We start from the raw sequence: 18,994 nt of genomic DNA on the forward strand, positions 1-18,994 counted from the left end.
ACCAATTAGACGAATAACCATAATGAAAAAAATCATCCTACTTACCCTGATTTCCTTCACATTTACCGCATGTTCTTCAACGTCTAAAACGCCTTTATCCCCTGAAGAAAAGGCAGAAGCCGAATACAAGAAAAATTATACGGAAGTTGCCAGCCACACCATCAAAACGCGCTCGGGAAACCTGACCGTCATTGACCGAATACACAATAGTTATTCTGACGATACTACAGCCAGCAGCATGAATTTGATGATTATCCGTAAATCCAATACGGTAAAAGCAAGGGCTGCACAAACAGCCGTATTTACAGCAACTTTTGCATTACTGATTCTTGCACGCAACAGCAATCATATTGGATATGAAGGCCCTGACCTGCTGGACAAACACAGTTTAAGCGGGAAGCCCATTAAACCGAATTTTGCGAATCCTGCTTTTGAACAATTCTCCCCAAAAGTTCGCGATTGGGCGGCAAAACAGTCATTTAAAGGCAATAGTGCCAATAAAAAACTATTTGTCCAACCGGGCCGTTTCTATTTGGTTTATGAAAAATTTAATAAACGAGACCGATTCTTTCTGAACAATGAAGTCAGCCTGTTTTTAGACGGACAAAACGGCAAAACCGATCGGTTACTCCATTGCTTCAAAAGAAGTGAAAGCCATTCATTGGAAGAGTGGCAGGCAAATGATTACGAATTGGTACGCCAAACGACAAACAAACAATACGATGAATGCTTGGCCCAATTCAAAGAAGATACCAAGGCAAATACATCAAAATTATAAAACCTTAGAACCATCATGCACCTAACCCTAATCCTATCCCCCGACCTACCCCAACACGACCTTATCGCCACGCATCCGAATTGGACGCGTGCTGATTTCAACCGCGCGGTTTTCCATCTGTCAGGCCGTCTGAAACAGGCAGGCGTGCAAACTGCCGCGTTGTGGTTTGACGATGCCGCGCTGTTTACCTGCGCCGTGTTGGCGGTATGGCATTCTGGCGGAAAGGTGTTATTGTTGCCCAATTTGGCGCAAGACAATTTGGAGTGGGGCAAAACGGCAGAAGCGTTTTTAACGGATTCAACAGATAAAAAGCTGTCTTCAGACGGCCTGAATATCTGGCACTTGCCTGATGTATTGACTCAAACAGAATCGGAAGGGCTACACACCTATCCTGAAAACCATCTGATTCCCGATCATGCCGAAGCATGGTTAAAAACATCAGGCTCCAGCGGCGAAGCGCAGATTATTGTGAAAACCACCGCGCAAATGCAGGCGGAAGCCCTGACTTTGGCAAATACGCTACCATTTGGACAACATGGTGAAACCGTGGTCGGCAGCGTGATTCCGCAACACCTTTACGGCTTCACGTTCCGCTTCGCACTCGCGCTGACAATGGGTTGGACTATGGAACGACAGCAGGCGGTTTATCCGGAAAACCTGCTTTCCAGCACGGCTGCATATGATAAAGTGGTTTGGATTGCCAGTCCGGCCGTACTCAACCGCTTGGGCGAAAACCGCAACTGGCAAAGTATCGGCCATAAAATTGCAGGCATTGTCTCGGCCGGTGGCGCATTGCCCGCAGCCACAGCAGATTTGCTGCAACAGGCTGCCGTCCGCCCGTTTGAAGTCTATGGCAGTACCGAAACCGGCGTGATTGCCTCACGTTGCGAACGCCAAGAATGGCAGCCTTTCAAAGGCGTGGAAATCGGGCAAAACGAAGAAGGCGCACTCTGGGCTTCTTCGCCTTGGTCGCCCGAACGCCGTCAAACAGCCGATTTGATTGAGCCGCAAGATGACGGTTTTCTGTTACTCGGTCGCCAAGACCGCATTATTAAATTTGAGGACAAACGCGTGTCGCTGACCCAAATCGAACACGAACTTTTACAACATCCTTGGATTGCCGATGCCCATTGCGGCCGCCATCCGCAACACCAACGCATTGCCATATGGGCGGCATTGAATGCAGACGGTATCGCCGCCTTGCGTGAGAAAGGCCGTGCTGCGGTTGCCGATACACTCAAACGCCATCTGGCCGCCACGCAGGACACTATTGCCCTGCCGCGTTACTGGCGTTTTACCGACAGCCTGCCGCGCAATGCCCAAGCCAAAATTGCAGCGGCAGATTTTCAGACGGCCTTTACCGTTGCCCAAACTTCGCCCGTTTGGTCGAAAACATCATCTGACGATGAAACCAATACCGAAACTTTTATCGGGCGCGTGCCTTTAGATTTGGTTTATTTCGGCGGCCATTTTGCCACCTTCCCGCTGGTTCCCGGCGTGGTCGAGCTGCAATGGGTGCGCAACCTGATCGCGCCCAAGCCATGGAGTAAACAGCGCGTCATCCGCATCGAAAATCTGAAATATCAGCAGTTTATCCGTCCTCACGATGAAGTGTCGGTAGAGCTGAAATACGATGAAGGTAAAAATAAACTGAGCTTTAAAATCAACAACGGAGAGCATCCGTGTGCATCAGGACGGATTGTGTTTGAGGCCGTCTGAATATACTTATTAACTTTTTAGTGGAAAACCAACAATATGCAACTCTTCCCTGCCCTAGAACAACGCTATTCCCACGAACACCAGTCCGCAGGCGAGGCTCAACGTCTGGCTCAAGAAATCGCTTTTGCACCGATTGTGTTCCAAGTTTCCCGCCTGATGGTGAAATTTGGCATTCTGGACTTGCTGAACGACCATCCAGACGGCCTCACTCAAGCCGAAATTGCTGAAAAAGCGAAAATCAGCAGCTACGCGGCACAAGTCCTGCTAGAAGCTTCGCTGTCTATCGGCACTGTCTTGACTCGCGACAACCGCTATTTCATCAGCAAGGCCGGTTGGTTTGTCCTCAAAGACAAAATGGCCCGCGTCAATATGGATTTCACGCAGGAAATCTGCTACCAAGGCATGTTTGATTTAGAGAAAACCCTGCAAACCGGCAAGCCCGAAGGCCTGAAAGTATTCGGCGATTGGCCGACCATTTACGAAGGCTTGTCTTCATTGCCAAGCATCGCGCAGGAAAAATGGTTTGCATTTGACCATTATTATTCCGACAATTCCTTCGCCGAAGCACTGAATACCGTGTTCGCCAAACCGGTTAAAAAACTGCTCGATGTCGGCGGCAATACCGGCCGCTGGGCGGAGCAATGCGTCAACCACAATGCCGAGGTCGAAGTAACCATCATGGATCTGCCGCAACAAATCGGTTTGATGCGCGAAGCGACCAAAGGCAAAAACGGCACGGACCGTATCCACGCCCATCCGGCCAACCTGCTTGATCCTGAAATTCCGTTCCCAACCGGTTTTGACGCAATCTGGATGAGCCAATTCCTAGACTGTTTTACCGAAGAACAAGCCACCAGCATTCTTCAACGCGCCGCTGCATCCATGAGTGAAAACACCAGCCTCTACATCATGGAGCCTTTCTGGGACAGACAACGCTACGAAACCGCCGCCTACTGCCTGACCATGACCAGCCTGTATTTCACTGCCATGGCCAACGGCAACAGCAAAATCTTCCACTCCGAAGACCTGATTCGTTGCGTTGAAAAAGCCGGATTGAAAGTCGCGGAAATTTCAGACGGCATCGGCCGCGGCCACAGCATCCTGCGCTGCGTTAAGGCCGTCTGAACATCATCTTTTAAACCCTAAAAAGAAACCGACCCCAACAGCCATTTCAGCTATCGGGGTCGGTTTGTTTTTAGGTATCAGCCTTAAAACATCAACCGCGCAACATCCATACTGCGCACACCACCGCAATCGCCACCAACAAAGCGACAAACAGTTGTCCCATTCCGGCCAATTTAGGCTGCTTGGCATCGATGGTTTTAAAGCCGTTAATCATCGGCGTAAGCAAATCCTGTTTTTTCACAAAGCGATACAGCAAAACAGCCGCGATATGTACGCCCGCCAAAACAGCTAAGACATTAAAGAAATTGACATGGATTTTTCGCGCCAGCGTACCAGCGTGTTCGCTGACCAAATGATTCAAAAAGCCGGAATTGGTAAACGTATTTTCATCGGCGGCAAATAAGCCTGTGGCCGTCTGGAAAACCAAGGCAGCCAATAAAGCGATGACCATCAGCGCGCCCAAAGGATTGTGGCCGACCAATTCGTCTTCAGCCATTCGGCCTTGCGTATAGCGGCGGATTTCGGAAAACGGACGCACAAATCGGCTGAATTTTGCCGTATCGCTGCCCCATATCCCCCAGCACAAGCGGAAAACCACCAACGCCAGCATCAACAAGCCGCCGCGCAAGTGCCATACCAGCATATCGCCGCCTTGGGTGGCGCTGTACCACATAAAACCCATCAATAACACCAAAAGCCAATGGAACAGGCGCGTAGGTGCGTCCCAAACTTTTATTTTTTGCTTCATTACCTTTTACTTTCTGATTTAAAATTAAATTTCTTATCTTGGAAGGTTACGCCATGCAGCCCATCTACACGCTTCCCGAATCGCTTCAGGCTTTTCAGACGGCCTTAGCATTTCCCGACGTATTCCGCCCCCGCGCCCAAGAATCACACAAAGGCACATACGGCACACTTGCCATTATCGGCGGCGCAACGGGAATGAGCGGCGCAGTGGTTTTGGCAGCCACAGCCGCCATGTATCAAGGGTGCGGCAAGGTTTGGGCGGGCTTCAACCAAGCCACGCTGCCTTTTGCCATTATTCCCGAACGCCCTGAAATTATGCTCGCCACTACGGCCCAACTAATGGAGCACAACGATGTCAGCGCACGCGTAATCGGCTGCGGCTTTGGTTTGGACGGATTATCAGAGCAGCTGCTGCCCCAAATCCTGTCTACACACCACGACCAGCCTTTATTGCTCGATGCCGATGCTTTGACACTGCTTGCCCGTTCTTCTGAATTGGCCGAACGCCTCAAATTGTACAAACATATCATCTTGACACCTCATCCGGCCGAAGCCACCCGCTTACTCGGCACCAATACCCAATCAGTTCAAGCTGACAGGCAAAAAGCCGTAACCGAAATCAGCCGTAAATATGGCGCGACCGTTGTATTGAAAGGCCATCATACATTAGTGGCCACTGCAGACGGCATAGTCTATACCAACACCAGCGGCAATGCCGGTTTGGCCACCGCAGGCAGCGGCGATGTCTTGAGCGGCATTATCGGCAGCCTGCTGGCTCAAGGCATTCCAATATTCCAAGCCGCCTGCGCCGGCGTATGGCTGCATGGTGCGGCGGCCGATGTCATCAAACACAGCAGCCAAATCGAAACCGGTATGCTCGCCGGAGAAATCGCACCTGCCGCCCGATGGCTGCGCAATATTTTATCAAAAGAATAATGCCGTCTATATAGCAAATACAAATCACAGGCCGTCTGAAAATCAATTCTTATCTTCAGACGGCCTTATTTATTCTAATCCATTTTGCAAATTAAGGTTAAGGCGTGTATCCTTGGTTTCCTTTAAAAACAACTTCACAACATATCATCATGAACACCCTCAACAAAATCAGTAATTTTATCGGAAAGACCTTTTCCCTCTGGGCCGCACTCTTTGCCGGCATCGCTTTTTTCGCACCCGACACCTTCAAATGGGTCGGCCCTTACATTCCTTGGCTACTGGGCATCATCATGTTCGGCATGGGCTTGACCCTCAAACCCTCCGACTTTGACATTTTGTTCAAACACCCCAAAGCCGTCATTATCGGCGTGATTGCCCAATTCACCATCATGCCTGCGACTGCCTATCTGCTGGCGAAACTGTTGAACCTGCCTGCCGAAATCGCGGTCGGTGTGATTTTGGTTGGCTGCTGCCCGGGCGGTACGGCTTCCAATGTGATAACCTATTTGGCGCGCGGCAATGTGGCTTTGTCGGTTGCCGTTACATCGGTTTCCACCCTGATTTCCCCATTGCTGACTCCTGCCATCTTCCTGATGCTTGCCGGTGAAATGCTGGAAATCCAAGCAGGCGGTATGTTGATGTCCATCGTCAAAATGGTTTTGCTCCCCATCGTTTTGGGCTTGATTGTCCATAAAGTCTTGGGCAACAAAACTGAAAAACTGACCGATGCGCTGCCGCTGGTTTCCGTTGCCGCCATCGTGCTGATTATCGGCGCGGTTGTCGGCGCCAGCAAAGGCAAGATTATTGAAAGCGGCCTGCTGATTTTTTCAGTTGTCGTACTCCACAACGGCATCGGCTATCTGCTCGGCTTCTTTGCCGCCAAATGGACCGGCCTGCCTTATGATGCACAAAAAACGCTGGCCATTGAGGTCGGTATGCAAAACTCAGGCTTAGGCGCCGCCCTTGCTGCCGCACACTTTGCTGCCGCGCCGGTTGTTGCCGTTCCCAGTGCATTGTTCAGCGTGTGGCACAATATCTCCGGCTCGCTTTTGGCAACTTATTGGGCAGCCAAAGCCGATAAAAATAAAGAATCCTAAACGTCTTTAATCATAAGGCCGTCTGAACAGATTCCGTTCAGACGGCCTTTATTTTGAAATCAAGCAGAATTATTGTTTCACGGCTTCGATTTGAATATTGATGTTTACTTTTTTGCTCATACCGGCACCTACCAAATAATCCAAGCCCCATTTGGTGCGGTCGATGGTGGTACTGAAGTCGCCGCCACACACTTCTGCTTTTGCCATCGGGCTTTGGTAGCAGTTGAATTTATCGGCTTTGAGTTTTACCGGCGCAGTTTTGCCGTTCATGGTCAGATTGCCGTCAACAGACAGCAGTTTTTTGCCGTTGAAATTGAATTTGGTGGATACAAAACGGATTTCAGGGTATTTGTCTGCATTGAAAATATCGGCAGATTTCAAGTGTTGGGTAAAGTGGTCAGAACCGGTTTGCAGTTTGGACAAAGGCAATACGATATCGATGGAGCCTTGGCGTTTGGCACGGTCAAATTCCAAATTGCCGATCAAACCATAAATACCACCGACGTTGGTGCTGGTGTTGAAATGGTCGATGGCAAAGCGGGCATTGGTGTGGAATTCGTCCACTTTATAAACAGCGGCAGACGCAGCAGAAGCCAACATGGCCGAACACAATGCAAACATGATTTTTTTCATCGTCTTATCCTTAAAAATGTGAGAAGTTCCCTATCATATCACTTTTTGATGCCAACATCTTTTGCAACTGAGAAAGACAGCGTTTCATTTTAAGAAAACTTCAGGCCGTCTGAAGGATTGAGCAGCAAATTCAGGTGAAGCAAATACAGTTTAGTTTTATTACAAAATAGCGTGCTTCATCGCTCGTAATTGGTATAAAATACCGAGTTATTTCTACAACGGGCCGCCAACCAACCAGCCTATTTCAGACGGCCTCAGCATAAAACAAAGGAACAAAAATGCCTGAATACCGCTCCAAAACCTCTACCCACGGCCGCAATATGGCAGGCGCGCGCGCATTGTGGCGTGCGACCGGCGTAATGGAAACCGACTTCGGCAAACCGATTATCGCCATTGCCAACTCCTTCACCCAATTCGTCCCAGGCCACGTACACCTGCACAATATGGGTCAACTGGTTGCCCGTGAAATCGAAAAAGCCGGCGGCATTGCCAAAGAATTCAACACCATCGCCATTGACGACGGTATCGCCATGGGCCACAGCGGCATGCTCTACTCCCTGCCCAGCCGCGACCTGATTGCCGACTCCATCGAATACATGGTCAACGCCCACTGCGCCGACGCGCTGGTGTGCATTTCCAACTGCGACAAAATCACCCCGGGCATGCTGATTGCCGCCATGCGCCTGAACATTCCGACCATCTTTGTTTCCGGCGGCCCGATGGAAGCCGGTAAAGTTATCGGCGTGGCCAATATTCAGCCCGAACGCCGTCTGGACTTGATTGATGCCATGATCGAATCAGCAGACGACAATATCAGCGATAAACAAGTCGAAGAAGTCGAACAAAACGCCTGTCCGACTTGCGGCTCCTGCTCCGGCATGTTTACCGCCAACTCCATGAACTGCCTGACCGAAGCACTCGGCCTGTCCCTGCCCGGCAACGGTTCATACTTGGCGACCCACGCAGGCCGCAAAGAATTGTTCCTCGAAGCCGGCCGCATGATTGTCGAAATCACCAAACGCTATTACGAGCAAGACGACGAAACCGTATTACCGCGCAGCATCGCCACCAAAAAAGCGTTTGAAAACGCCATGACCATGGACATCGCTATGGGCGGTTCTACCAATACCATTTTGCACTTGCTCGCCGTTGCTAACGAAGCCGGTGTCGATTTCAAAATGGCAGACATCGACCGCCTGAGCCGCGTTGTGCCTTGCATCTGCAAAACCGCGCCAAACAACCACGACTACTACATGGAAGACGTGCACCGTGCCGGTGGCATCTTCGCCATCCTGAAAGAATTGGACAAAGCAGGCAAACTGCACACCGACGTGTACACCATCCACGCGCCGACACTGAAAGACGCGATTGAAAAATGGGACGTGACCAACCCTGAAAACACTCATGCCATCGAGCGTTTCAAAGCGGCTCCAGGTGGCGTACGCACTACTCAGGCGTTCTCGCAAAACCGTATGTGGAAAACCCTCGACCTCGACCGCGAAAAAGGCTGTATCCGCGATGTTGAACATGCCTACTCGCAAGACGGCGGCTTGGCAGTATTGTTCGGCAACATCGCCGAGCGCGGTTGCGTGGTAAAAACCGCAGGCGTGGACGAGAGCATCCTCAAATTTACCGGCCGCGCCCGCGTGTTTGAAAGCCAAGAAGATGCAGTAGAAGGCATTTTGGGCAACCAAATTGTGGCAGGCGATATCGTCATCATCCGCTACGAAGGCCCTAAAGGCGGCCCGGGCATGCAAGAAATGCTGTACCCGACTTCTTACCTGAAATCCAAAGGTTTGGGCAAAGCCTGCGCCCTGCTGACCGACGGCCGCTTCTCCGGCGGTACTTCCGGCCTGTCCATCGGCCACGCTTCACCTGAAGCGGCAGAAGGCGGCGCCATCGGTTTGGTACACGAAGGCGACACCATCGAAATCGACATTCCAAACCGCAGCATCCACCTTGTCATTTCCGATGAAGAGCTTGCCGCACGCCGTGCCGAAATGGAAGCGCGCGGCAGCAAAGCGTGGAAACCGGAAAACCGCGACCGCTACGTCTCCGCGGCCCTGCGTGCCTACGGCGCGATGGCGACTTCCGCCGACAAAGGCGCAGTACGCGACGTATCGCAAATCGAACGTTAATTAACCTGACATTAAGGCCGTCTGAACGCTTTCAAGTGTTTCAGACGGCCTTCATTCAAACGGACAAATATGGACAAATTCATTTTAGCGATGATCGGCATGGCCATTGCCCTGTTGATTATTATTGGCGGCGGATTTATCGCTGTTGAATATTTCAAATCCCATCCTGAAGCATTCCAAGTCAAGCCGCTATCAAAATAATCATTTAACGGCATGAGTTTCAAGGGGAAAGAGCCGTAGCTCAAGGCCGTCTGAACGCAGTACATATAATGAAACACATTCTTTACTGGTTGGGTGGTTTTGCCGTCGCGCTCGGTATATTCCAATACTACGAAACCCATCGCTATTCCGAAGACCAGCTCATCTACGCCCAACCGCCGCAAAATCGTTCTGCCGTTGCCGATTTTGACGCCTTGGCGTATTTAAACTTCCTCCGCTCCTCAGCCAATCTGCCCGCACTGGCGCACTCAGACACACTCGAACGCGCCGCGCGCAATCATGCCCGCTATCTGCTGCAAAACCCTGACGACGGTCATGACGAACACAATACGCGCAATCCCTTTTATACAGGCCCACGCCCATCAGACCGCACGCGCAAAGCCGGTTATGCCTATAAAGGCGTGCATGAAAACGTCAGCACCGGCCAGCATCCGCCAAACGAAAAAATCAACGACCATCTACCTGCCCAACATCAACTGGACAATCTGATGACAGCGATTTATCACCGTCTCTCCTTACTCGATCAAAATATCGACGAGGCCGGTGCAGCATTTGAATCGCAAGGTAAACAAATTGCGTTGAGCATCAATCAAGGCGACAGCAGATTCAACAGCCTCTGCCAAAAAAACCGCCCCCTATCCGACCTCAGTCGCTCGTTTTATCAAGATGCCTGTCATGGCCATGCCATTGTTTATGCGGATGAAATCTCCAACCGCAAACTCCGGCCTTACATCACCTATCCGCAAGGCAATTTCGCCTCGCCGGTTTTCCACGGCGAACGTCCCGACCCTATGCCACATTATGAAATGACCGGCAATCCGGTCAGCATTGCCTTCTCAGAGCAATCGCCTCCGGTCAAAATGCGTTTGTTCAAACTGTATCAGGACACAAAAGAAATCAGAGACGTCAAAATCTTAGATAAAGATAATGACCCAAACCGCCTCCTGACCGAACGCCAATTTGCGCTGTTTCCTTTACAGCCATTGGAATACGACACCGACTACCGTGCCGTGTTCCAATACCATCAAAACGGAAAAGACAAAACGGCCGAATGGACATTCAGCACGCAAAAACCCGATTATCCTTACTTCATCGTCAAAGGCGGCGAAACGCTGGCCATTGAATCCGGACAAAAATATTTTATCCATTGGCAGGATTTTTGGTGCTTGAAGCAATGCGAACGCTACAACTACCGCATGAACCGCGACAGCCAACTCGACATTATCGAACGGCAGGCCGGCGGTATTATTATCCGTGTCAACGGAAGCAAAGGCAGCAGCATCCGCTTAATGCCCGAAGGCGAAGACAGGCGCGCCATTACACTTTATTTATGGAAATAAAGCCGTTTTCAGACGGCATGAAGCACCAAAAAGCTGATAAAATACCGCCTCACCACCCTACGGCAAGCTATCCAATATGACCAAACATCCGCAAACAGCAGCCAATACCCGCTATGCCTTTGCCAGCATTGCCGCCATGTTGGCCGCGTTTTTACTGTTCGTTGCCGTGATGTTGTTGCCTTTGGGGCTGACGGCGGACACGCAAGTGATCCTGATACGGTTTTCACTCTACGCAATCGTGCTGTTTGCCGTACTTGGCGGTATTTTTTCTGTACGCGTTGCCTATTTGCGTAAAAAGAACGGAGCATGACATGACCCAAGCCGATAAAATTCCACAAGAAATCCGTCTCCAGCAAGAGCGGCGCGTACTGACTTTGGTCTATGTTGACGGTGCCAAAAGCCTTCCTGCCGAATACCTGCGCGTGTACTCGCCCAGCGCGGAAGTGCGCGGACACGGTCCAGGCCAAGATGTTTTGCAAACAGGCAAAGCCGAAGTCAGCATTACCGATTTGGACCCCGTCGGCCAATACGCATTGAAAATTACTTTTTCAGACGGCCATGACAGCGGCCTTTACGATTGGGACTATCTCTACCGACTGGCGCATAATCAAGATGCGCTTTGGCAAGACTATCTTGACCGCCTCGAGAAAGCCGGTGCGTCCAGAACGCCAAGTGCCGAAGATTTAAAACCCAAACACACACATTCCTGCGGTAGCGGCGGTTGCGGCGGAAAGGCCGTCTGAAAAAAGGCGAGACCGTAATATTGGACGACGGCAGAATCATTGACGGCAAAGCGTTCCTCCCTCGTCCAAAAAAGGACGGGTGTGGCTATCTTCAGCGATACCAAAGCCTACCCGCAGGCAGTGCGTGCCGCTCAAAACGCAGACATTTTGCTGCATGAAACAACCTTTGCCGCAGGCGATGAAGAGACAGCAGAACGAGTGTTCCATTCGACCGTATACAATGCCGCCAAACTGGCTTTGCAAGCCAATGTGAAACAACTTTACCTGACCCACATCAGCGCACGTCATACTGAAGAAGAGCAACGCCTGATGCTGGAGCGGCAGGTACAAACTATATTTCCCGCGTCGAAAGTGGTTGGCGATTTCGACGTATTCGATATCTGAATCCGTATTATTTTAAGAAGGCAGACACTATGAGCGACCACAAAACCCATTTCGGCTTCACGACTGTTGACGAAGACGAAAAAGCAGGCAAAGTTGCCGAAGTCTTCCACTCCGTGGCAAAAAACTACGACATTATGAATGACGTAATGTCCGGCGGTCTGCACCGTGTTTGGAAACATTTCACCATCAATACCGCCCGTCTGAAAAAAGGCGACAAAGTATTGGATATCGCCGGCGGTACAGGCGATTTGTCCCGAGGCTGGGCGAAACGTGTGGGCAAAGAAGGCGAAGTTTGGCTGACAGACATCAACTCCTCCATGCTGACGGTCGGCCGCGACCGCCTGCTCAACGAAGGCATGATTTTGCCCGTATCATTGGCAGACGCTGAAAAATTGCCGTTCCCCGACAACTATTTCAATTTGGTTTCCGTCGCATTCGGCCTGCGCAACATGACGCACAAAGATGCCGCGCTGAAAGAAATGTACCGCGTATTGAAACCGGGCGGCACCCTGCTGGTGTTGGAATTCTCCAAAGTGTACAAACCTTTGGAAGGCGTGTACGACCTCTACTCTTTCAAACTGTTACCGATTATGGGCAAACTGATTGCAAAAGATGCCGACAGCTATCAATACCTTGCCGAGTCCATCCGTATGCATCCCGACCAAGAAACCTTGAAACAAATGATGCTGGATGCAGGCTTCGACAGCGTGGATTACCACAACATGAGCGCAGGCATCGTCGCCCTGCATAAAGGTGTGAAATTCTAAGGCCGTCTGAAACAAACACAAAGGGCGTGATTGATAGACACGCCCTTTGTTTTTAAACCTTATCCAAGCCAATCTAACACGAACCAAAGGCCGTCTGAACAGCCGTAAAACGAAATCAAATATCTCGATTACACCATTCAGACGGCCTTAATACGTTCAAATCAGCTTATGTCCCTGCTTTCACGCTTTGCCATTGGCGGACCATAAATTTCAACGCCGCCGGTTGGATAGGTACCATGATAAAGCTGTTTTTCAAATCCTCATCGGTCGGGAAAATCGTATTGTCGTTTCTAAACTCTTCATCCATCAGCTCTTGAGCCGGTTTGCTGGACGGCGCATAAGTAACAAAATTGCCGTTTTTCGCCGCAACTTCAGGATCTAAGAAATCATTGATATACGCATGGGCATTGGCCACATGTTTGGCATCTTTCGGAATCACAAACGAATCCACCCAAATCCCCACGCCTTCTTTCGGCATCATCACGCGGATTTTTTCCTTGCCGCCTGCTTCTTCGGCACGGCGTTTGGCAATGTTCAAATCACCGCCAAAACCAATCGTTACGCAAGTATCGCCGCGCGCTAAATCATCGATAAAACCGGACGAGGTAAAACGCTTGATGTACGGACGGTTTTTCTTCAAAACTTCCGTAGCCGCCTTAATATCTGCCGTTTCGCTACTGTTTGGATTTTTACCCATATAGTTCAACACCATAGGATAAATCTCCGCCGCGCTGTCCAAATAGCTGATGCCGCATTGTTTAAGTTTGGACGTGTATTCAGGGTTAAACACCAAATCCCATTGATTGTCCGGTAGTTTGTCCGTACCCAAAGCCTTTTTTACACGCTCGGTATTGATGGCGAAAGTGTTAGTCCCCCAATAAAATGGAACGGCATATTCGTGGTTCGGATCAACGCCTTCCATCAACTTCATTAATTGTGGATTGAGGTTTTTATAGTTGGGAATCAGGGATTTGTCGATTTTCTGATACGCACCTGCCTTAATCTGCCTACCGACAAACGCATTGGAAGGACCCACGATGTCGTAACCCGACTTGCCGGTCAACACCTTGCTCTCCAGTGTTTCATCGCTGTCATATACATCGTAAGTTACTGCGATACCGTGTTTTTTCTCAAACGCGGCAACCGTCTCGGGATCGACATATTCCGACCAGTTGTAAATGCTCAATACCTTTTGATTATCGGTTTGCGCCGCCTTGTCGGCAGAGTTTTTGTCCGAGCCGCCGCAGCCGGCCAGCGCCAGCGCAGTCAGTACGATGAGGGGCAGATGTTTGGCCATTATCATTCCTTGCGTATCCGGTTGAAAAGAGAAAGGCATTATAAAGCAGGCAAGCCGGGGCGGATAGGCTTCATTGTTAAAAGATATCGACCCGCTTAGGGCCGTCTGAAAGACAGCTTGCCGCCAACTTAAAACCTTTCTGCCGATAGCTTGAAATATGGTTTTGCGGTAAGATAACGCCCATTCGTTTTTAATCGCAACGCGCCGTCCGGGCCGTCTGAAATCCTTGTAAAAAATTTATCGAGACATTATGAAAACCACCGAACTACGCCAAAAATTCCTGAAATTTTTTGAATCTAAAGGCCACACCATCGTCCGCTCCTCCTCGCTCGTGCCACACGACGACCCGACCCTGCTGTTTACCAACGCAGGCATGAACCAATTTAAAGACGTGTTCCTCGGCTTTGACAAACGCCCCTACAACCGCGCTACTACCGCGCAAAAATGCGTACGCGCAGGCGGCAAACACAACGACTTGGAAAACGTCGGCTACACCGCCCGCCACCATACCTTCTTTGAAATGATGGGCAACTTCTCCTTCGGCGACTACTTCAAACGCGACGCGATCCACTTCGCTTGGGAATTCCTGACTTCCCCCGAATGGTTGAACATCCCTAAAGAAAAACTGTTGGCGACCGTTTACGCAGAAGACGACGAAGCCTACAACATCTGGTTGAACGAAATCGGCATGCCTGCCGAGCGCATCGTCCGCATCGGCGACAACAAAGGCGCGAAATACGCATCCGACAACTTCTGGCAAATGGGCGACACCGGCCCTTGCGGCCCTTGCTCCGAAATTTTCTACGACCACGGCGAAGAAATCTGGGGCGGTATTCCGGGCAGCCCTGAAGAAGATGGTGACCGCTGGATTGAAATTTGGAACTGCGTGTTCATGCAGTTCAACCGCGACGAACAAGGCAATATGAATCCGCTGCCTAAGCCTTCCGTTGATACCGGCATGGGCTTGGAGCGTATGGCCGCCGTCATGCAGCATGTTCACAGCAACTACGAAATCGACTTGTTCCAAGACCTGCTCAAAGCCGTTGCCCGCGAAACCGGCGCGCCATTCAGCATGGAAGAACCCAGCCTGAAAGTCATCGCCGACCACATCCGCTCCTGCTCCTTCCTGATTGCAGACGGCGTATTGCCTTCCAACGAAGGCCGCGGCTACGTATTGCGCCGCATTATCCGCCGCGCCGTGCGCCACGGTTACAAACTAGGCCAGAAACAGGCGTTTTTCTACAAACTCGTGCCCGATTTGGTGAAAGAAATGGGCGCCGCGTATCCTGAGTTGAAAGAGAAACAGACACAGATTATGGAAGCCTTGCGCGCGGAAGAAAGCCGCTTCGGCGAAACGCTGGAAAAAGGCATGGGCTTGTTCAACCAAGTGCTCAACGGCATGAAATTCCTGAAACTGGAAAGCTTGTTGCCGCAAGACGGTATAGGCAAACCTCTGACATTGAAAACCGCAGATGGTGTGGAATTTACCGCCGCTTCCCGTGTTGCTCCGAGCAAAAAGCAAATCGTTATCCGTCCTCGAGTTTCAGGTAGCCTGAACGAAGGCATGTATATCGATTTGCAGGCTGCTTTGGAAACCGCCCATATTCCCGACGCGGAAAAACCGTTTGCCGAAGCCTTGAATACCTACTTGATGGACAACATCGCCAACAGCAAACTCGTTATCAGCGGCGAACACATCTTCAAACTCTACGACACCTACGGCTTCCCCTACGACCTGACCGCCGACATGGCGCGCGAATTGGGTATCGATTTGGACGAAGCAGGCTTCGAGCGCGAAATGGAAGCCCAACGCGCACGCGCACGCGCCGCACAAAGTTTCAAAGCCAACGCCCAACTGCCTTACGAAGGTCAGGACACCGAGTTTAAAGGTTATAGCGAACGCCAAACCGAATCCAAAGTCCTCGCCCTTTACAAAGACGGCGAGCAAGTCAACGAATTGAACGAAGGCGACGAAGGTGCCGTCGTTATCGACTTTACCCCGTTCTACGCAGAATCCGGCGGCCAAGTTGGCGACGTCGGCTATATCTTCGCAGGTGAAAACCGCTTCGAAGTACGCGATACCCAAAAAATCAAAGCGGCCGTATTCGGCCAATTCGGCGTACAAACTTCAGGCCGTCTGAAAGTCGGCGACAGCGTTACCGCCAAAGTGGATGACGAAATCCGCAATGCCAATATGCGCAACCACAGCGCGACCCACTTGATGCACAAAGCCCTGCGCGATGTATTGGGCGAACACGTTGAACAAAAAGGCTCTTTGGTTACCGCCGAATCCACCCGTTTCGACATTTCCCATCCACAAGCAGTAACTGCCGAAGAAATCGCCGAAGTAGAACGCCGCGTCAACGAAGCCATTTTGGCCAACGTTGCCGTCAACGCAGCCATTATGAGCATGGAAGATGCCCAAAAAACCGGCGCCATGATGCTCTTCGGCGAAAAATACGGCGACGAAGTACGCGTACTGCAAATGGGCGGTTTCTCTACCGAATTGTGCGGCGGTACACACGTTTCACGCACCGGCGACATCGGCCTCTTCAAAATAATCAGCGAAGGCGGTATTGCCGCAGGCGTGCGCCGTATTGAAGCCATCACTGGCCTGAACGCACTCAAATGGGCACAAGAACAAGAGCGTTTGGTTAAAGATATTATTGCCGAAACCAAAGCCCAAACCGAAAAAGACGTACTGGCAAAAATCCAAGCAGGCGCAGCACACGCCAAAGCATTGGAAAAAGAATTGGCACGCGCCAAAGCCGAACTCGCCGTCCATGCAGGCGCCAAACTCTTGGACGATGCAAAAGACTTGGGCGCAGCCAAACTCGTTGCCGCACAAATCGAAGCCAATGCCGCAGCCCTGCGTGAAATCGTGACCGACTTGACCGGAAAATCAGAACAAGCCATCGTATTGCTCGCCGCAGTCAACGACGGCAAAGTTTCCCTGTGCGCCGGCGTATCTAAAGCCTTGACCGGAAAAGTGAAAGCAGGCGACTTGGTCAAATTCGCAGCCGAACAAGTCGGCGGCAAAGGCGGCGGCCGTCCTGACTTGGCGCAAGCCGGCGGTACAGATGCCGACAAATTGCCTGAAATGCTGGTAAGCGTGGAAGGTTGGGTTAAAGAGAAGCTGTAATATAGGAAAGTACAGGCTGCCTGAAAGTGGGTTTCAGGCAGCCTAAATTTCTGTATTTTGGAGAAAAAGAATGGAATTTTTTGAAAAAATTATTTTGGTAGTAATATCTGGTTGGATTGGAAATAAAATTACTAAAATATTTCAAGAAAAAGCATTTCGCAATCAACAAAAGATTAAAAATGCAGAAGCAGAGATGGAAAGGTTGACAGCAATTAGCACTAGATTGATTCAAGCGGTAAGTAAAAGAAGATTTGCATTACAAAATCTAATCGATGCGCTTATTACTACAAAAAATATTGAAAAGGATGACCCTCTTAGAGTAACTTATAGGGAAGCAGTTCAATCATGGAATTTAGAATTGCAATTACTATTATTAGAATTATCTAGCTTATCTTTAGAGGGTTTAGCAAACCGTTTAGAGTATAGTGTACAAAGGCAGTTTTATCTGGCGCATGAAGAACTTAATTTTTATTTAAACAATCAAGGAAAAGATAAGTTAAATAATATATTAAAAAGCATATTAGATAGACTTAATCAAGTTTATGCCTCTACCCAAGAAATAAATAATATCTTAATTAAAGAAGCTCATGATAAAAAAGAAGAAATTCTTAATGGGAATACCGAAGAGTTATCTGCATATAATTTAAACAAAGCCTCCAACTGGACACTATTGGTTGCGATCTTTCATTCCACCCCGAATGTCCTTCGCGTACCTCGATCGTACTAAGATTTTCTCTTGCCATTTATCATTTGGGTGTAAGGGGCGGGGTCTCAGTAGCATAGCTGCTAATTGTGCTTTTTCATCATAAGTAAGTTGACTTATATCTTTACCAAAATGTTCCTGAGTTGCCCTTTTAACTCCATATAGGTGGCTACCAAAAAATGCATTGTCTAGATAGCAATCAATAATTTGCTTCTTAGAAAATTTAAAATTAACAATAAAAGCTAATATTGATTCATAAATCTTTCGATATAAGGTACGTTCTTTGAAGCCAGTAATAGTACGCACCATTTGCATATCAATTGTGCTTGCACCACCGAATTTTTCTCCAAAAAGAAATTTTTTGCATTCTCTAAGTATAGACCGAAAATCTACTCCACAATGTTTCAAGAAACGTCTATCTTCGAGAGCCATTACTAGATAGTGTAGTTCATCATAATCATCATAACTAATTATTTGGATATAAGAGATTTTCTCAATTTTCTCTCTTATTAAAAACAAATCTTGATTTATCGTTATTAGGAAATTTCTAATTTTTCTATTATTGGGGCTGGAGGATAACATAAAATAAATCTATTTAAAGTATTGTAAATATTCTACTGAACGAATTTCTTACAGTCAAATAACTATAGTAGCAAACTGTAGCCTATACTACATCCCCTATCTACAGGCAGCTCAAATCTTAAATGTGTTCATCCACTCTGCTAATTCCTTTGTGTAACTGAGTACTTTCACCGTACCACAATATTTTGATAAATAGACTGTAGTACAGCATTCCCACCAACCGCGTGCGTGGCTACGCCACACACCCTACCTGCGGGCGACGCAAACCTTAAGATTAAGGTGTAGGGTGTGTGCGGTACGCACGCACGCGGTTTTTGTTGCTACCGAATGATTCCAAACCATGCCGTAATCCAGTCGGTAGCAAACGCAGCTTGGGTCATGTACCAACAAAACTCAATATCAAAGGCCGAGACCTTTGCAAAATTCCCCAAAATCCCCTAAATTCCTACTAAGACATTTAGGGGATTTCTTATGACCATCTTCTTTCAGCAAACCGCACAAGCCATGATTGCCAAACACATCGACCGCTTCCCACTATTAAAGTTGGATCAGGTGATTGATTGGCAGCCGATCGAACAGTACCTGAATCGTCAAAGAACCCGTTACCTTCGAGACCACCGCGGCCGTCCCGCCTATCCCCTGTT

The 18,994-nt window shown here is 49.3% G+C and carries 18 protein-coding genes and 1 pseudogene; 15 read left to right on the forward strand and 4 right to left on the reverse strand.

Annotation, left to right across the window (positions count from 1 at the left end):
• Positions 1 to 22: 22 nt before the first annotated feature.
• From ACTHSX_RS07575 to ACTHSX_RS07585, 3 genes are read left to right on the forward strand one after another with little or no spacing between them, the layout of a single operon-like run.
• A complete protein-coding gene (locus ACTHSX_RS07575) occupies positions 23 to 778 on the forward strand; it encodes a hypothetical protein (protein ID WP_440377280.1) in 756 nt (251 codons plus the stop codon).
• 15 nt (positions 779 to 793) lie between these two features.
• A complete protein-coding gene (locus ACTHSX_RS07580; protein ID WP_440377281.1) occupies positions 794 to 2,497 on the forward strand; it encodes an AMP-binding protein in 1,704 nt (567 codons plus the stop codon).
• A gap of 36 nt (positions 2,498 to 2,533) precedes the next feature.
• Positions 2,534 to 3,622, forward strand: coding sequence for a class I SAM-dependent methyltransferase (locus ACTHSX_RS07585; RefSeq protein WP_440377282.1), 1,089 nt, complete (start codon positions 2,534 to 2,536; stop codon positions 3,620 to 3,622).
• 91 nt (positions 3,623 to 3,713) lie between these two features.
• Here ACTHSX_RS07585 and ACTHSX_RS07590 read toward each other — a convergent pair whose 3' ends face one another.
• Positions 3,714 to 4,370: a cytochrome b/b6 domain-containing protein gene (locus ACTHSX_RS07590; protein ID WP_440377283.1), complete on the reverse strand. Its 657-nt coding sequence runs from the start codon at positions 4,368 to 4,370 to the stop codon at positions 3,714 to 3,716.
• A gap of 53 nt (positions 4,371 to 4,423) precedes the next feature.
• Here ACTHSX_RS07590 and ACTHSX_RS07595 point away from each other — a divergent pair, with 53 nt between their 5' ends.
• Positions 4,424 to 5,305: an NAD(P)H-hydrate dehydratase gene (locus ACTHSX_RS07595; RefSeq protein WP_440377284.1), complete on the forward strand. Its 882-nt coding sequence runs from the start codon at positions 4,424 to 4,426 to the stop codon at positions 5,303 to 5,305.
• Positions 5,306 to 5,454: 149 nt separating this feature from the next.
• Positions 5,455 to 6,402 (forward strand): bile acid:sodium symporter family protein, encoded by a 948-nt coding sequence (locus ACTHSX_RS07600; protein WP_440377285.1) that lies wholly within the window; start codon positions 5,455 to 5,457, stop codon positions 6,400 to 6,402.
• 69 nt (positions 6,403 to 6,471) lie between these two features.
• On the opposite strand, the gene ACTHSX_RS07605 is transcribed toward ACTHSX_RS07600, so the two are convergent.
• Positions 6,472 to 7,035 carry a YceI family protein gene (locus ACTHSX_RS07605; RefSeq protein ID WP_440377286.1) on the reverse strand — a complete coding sequence of 188 codons (564 nt, stop codon included), beginning with the start codon at positions 7,033 to 7,035 and terminating at the stop codon, positions 6,472 to 6,474.
• 278 nt (positions 7,036 to 7,313) lie between these two features.
• Here ACTHSX_RS07605 and ilvD point away from each other — a divergent pair, with 278 nt between their 5' ends.
• The 7 genes from ilvD (at position 7,314) to ubiE (ending at position 12,626) form a co-directional block, all read left to right on the forward strand.
• The gene (ilvD, locus tag ACTHSX_RS07610) at positions 7,314 to 9,173 is read left to right on the forward strand and encodes a dihydroxy-acid dehydratase (protein ID WP_003746398.1); all 1,860 of its coding nucleotides are present in this window, start codon (positions 7,314 to 7,316) and stop codon (positions 9,171 to 9,173) included.
• Between the two features lie 69 nt (positions 9,174 to 9,242).
• Positions 9,243 to 9,374: a hypothetical protein gene (locus tag ACTHSX_RS07615; RefSeq protein ID WP_256388404.1), complete on the forward strand. Its 132-nt coding sequence runs from the start codon at positions 9,243 to 9,245 to the stop codon at positions 9,372 to 9,374.
• Positions 9,375 to 9,442: 68 nt separating this feature from the next.
• Positions 9,443 to 10,732, forward strand: a complete 1,290-nt coding sequence (locus tag ACTHSX_RS07620; RefSeq protein WP_440377287.1) for a CAP domain-containing protein — start codon at positions 9,443 to 9,445, stop codon at positions 10,730 to 10,732.
• Between the two features lie 76 nt (positions 10,733 to 10,808).
• Positions 10,809 to 11,042: a cytochrome b6 gene (locus ACTHSX_RS07625; protein WP_250580234.1), complete on the forward strand. Its 234-nt coding sequence runs from the start codon at positions 10,809 to 10,811 to the stop codon at positions 11,040 to 11,042.
• A 1-nt stretch (position 11,043) separates the two neighbouring features.
• Positions 11,044 to 11,475 carry a gamma-butyrobetaine hydroxylase-like domain-containing protein gene (locus ACTHSX_RS07630; protein WP_063075864.1) on the forward strand — a complete coding sequence of 144 codons (432 nt, stop codon included), beginning with the start codon at positions 11,044 to 11,046 and terminating at the stop codon, positions 11,473 to 11,475.
• An 81-nt stretch (positions 11,476 to 11,556) separates the two neighbouring features.
• Positions 11,557 to 11,859, forward strand: coding sequence for a ribonuclease Z (locus ACTHSX_RS07635; protein WP_440377288.1), 303 nt, complete (start codon positions 11,557 to 11,559; stop codon positions 11,857 to 11,859).
• A 29-nt stretch (positions 11,860 to 11,888) separates the two neighbouring features.
• Positions 11,889 to 12,626 (forward strand): bifunctional demethylmenaquinone methyltransferase/2-methoxy-6-polyprenyl-1,4-benzoquinol methylase UbiE, encoded by a 738-nt coding sequence (gene ubiE, locus ACTHSX_RS07640; RefSeq protein ID WP_003746386.1) that lies wholly within the window; start codon positions 11,889 to 11,891, stop codon positions 12,624 to 12,626.
• Between the two features lie 166 nt (positions 12,627 to 12,792).
• On the opposite strand, the gene ACTHSX_RS07645 is transcribed toward ubiE, so the two are convergent.
• Entirely contained in the window at positions 12,793 to 13,923 is a 1,131-nt protein-coding gene (locus ACTHSX_RS07645; protein WP_440377289.1) for a polyamine ABC transporter substrate-binding protein, read from the reverse strand.
• Between the two features lie 250 nt (positions 13,924 to 14,173).
• Here ACTHSX_RS07645 and alaS point away from each other — a divergent pair, with 250 nt between their 5' ends.
• Positions 14,174 to 17,065, forward strand: a complete 2,892-nt coding sequence (gene alaS, locus ACTHSX_RS07650; protein WP_440377290.1) for an alanine--tRNA ligase — start codon at positions 14,174 to 14,176, stop codon at positions 17,063 to 17,065.
• 70 nt (positions 17,066 to 17,135) lie between these two features.
• Entirely contained in the window at positions 17,136 to 17,792 is a 657-nt protein-coding gene (locus ACTHSX_RS07655; protein WP_440377291.1) for a hypothetical protein, read from the forward strand.
• Here the strand turns inward: ACTHSX_RS07655 and ACTHSX_RS07660 are convergent.
• Positions 17,733 to 18,350, reverse strand: a complete 618-nt coding sequence (locus tag ACTHSX_RS07660; RefSeq protein WP_440377292.1) for a biosynthetic peptidoglycan transglycosylase — start codon at positions 18,348 to 18,350, stop codon at positions 17,733 to 17,735. The two genes, ACTHSX_RS07655 and ACTHSX_RS07660, sit on opposite strands and share 60 nt — an antisense overlap.
• A gap of 471 nt (positions 18,351 to 18,821) precedes the next feature.
• Here ACTHSX_RS07660 and ACTHSX_RS07665 point away from each other — a divergent pair.
• Positions 18,822 to 18,994, forward strand: a pseudogene (locus ACTHSX_RS07665) (IS5/IS1182 family transposase); the annotation flags it as partial.

It is taken from the genome of Neisseria sp. P0014.S002 (assembly GCF_051958295.1).
Classification (GTDB): Bacteria; Pseudomonadota; Gammaproteobacteria; order Burkholderiales; family Neisseriaceae; genus Neisseria; species Neisseria flavescens_B.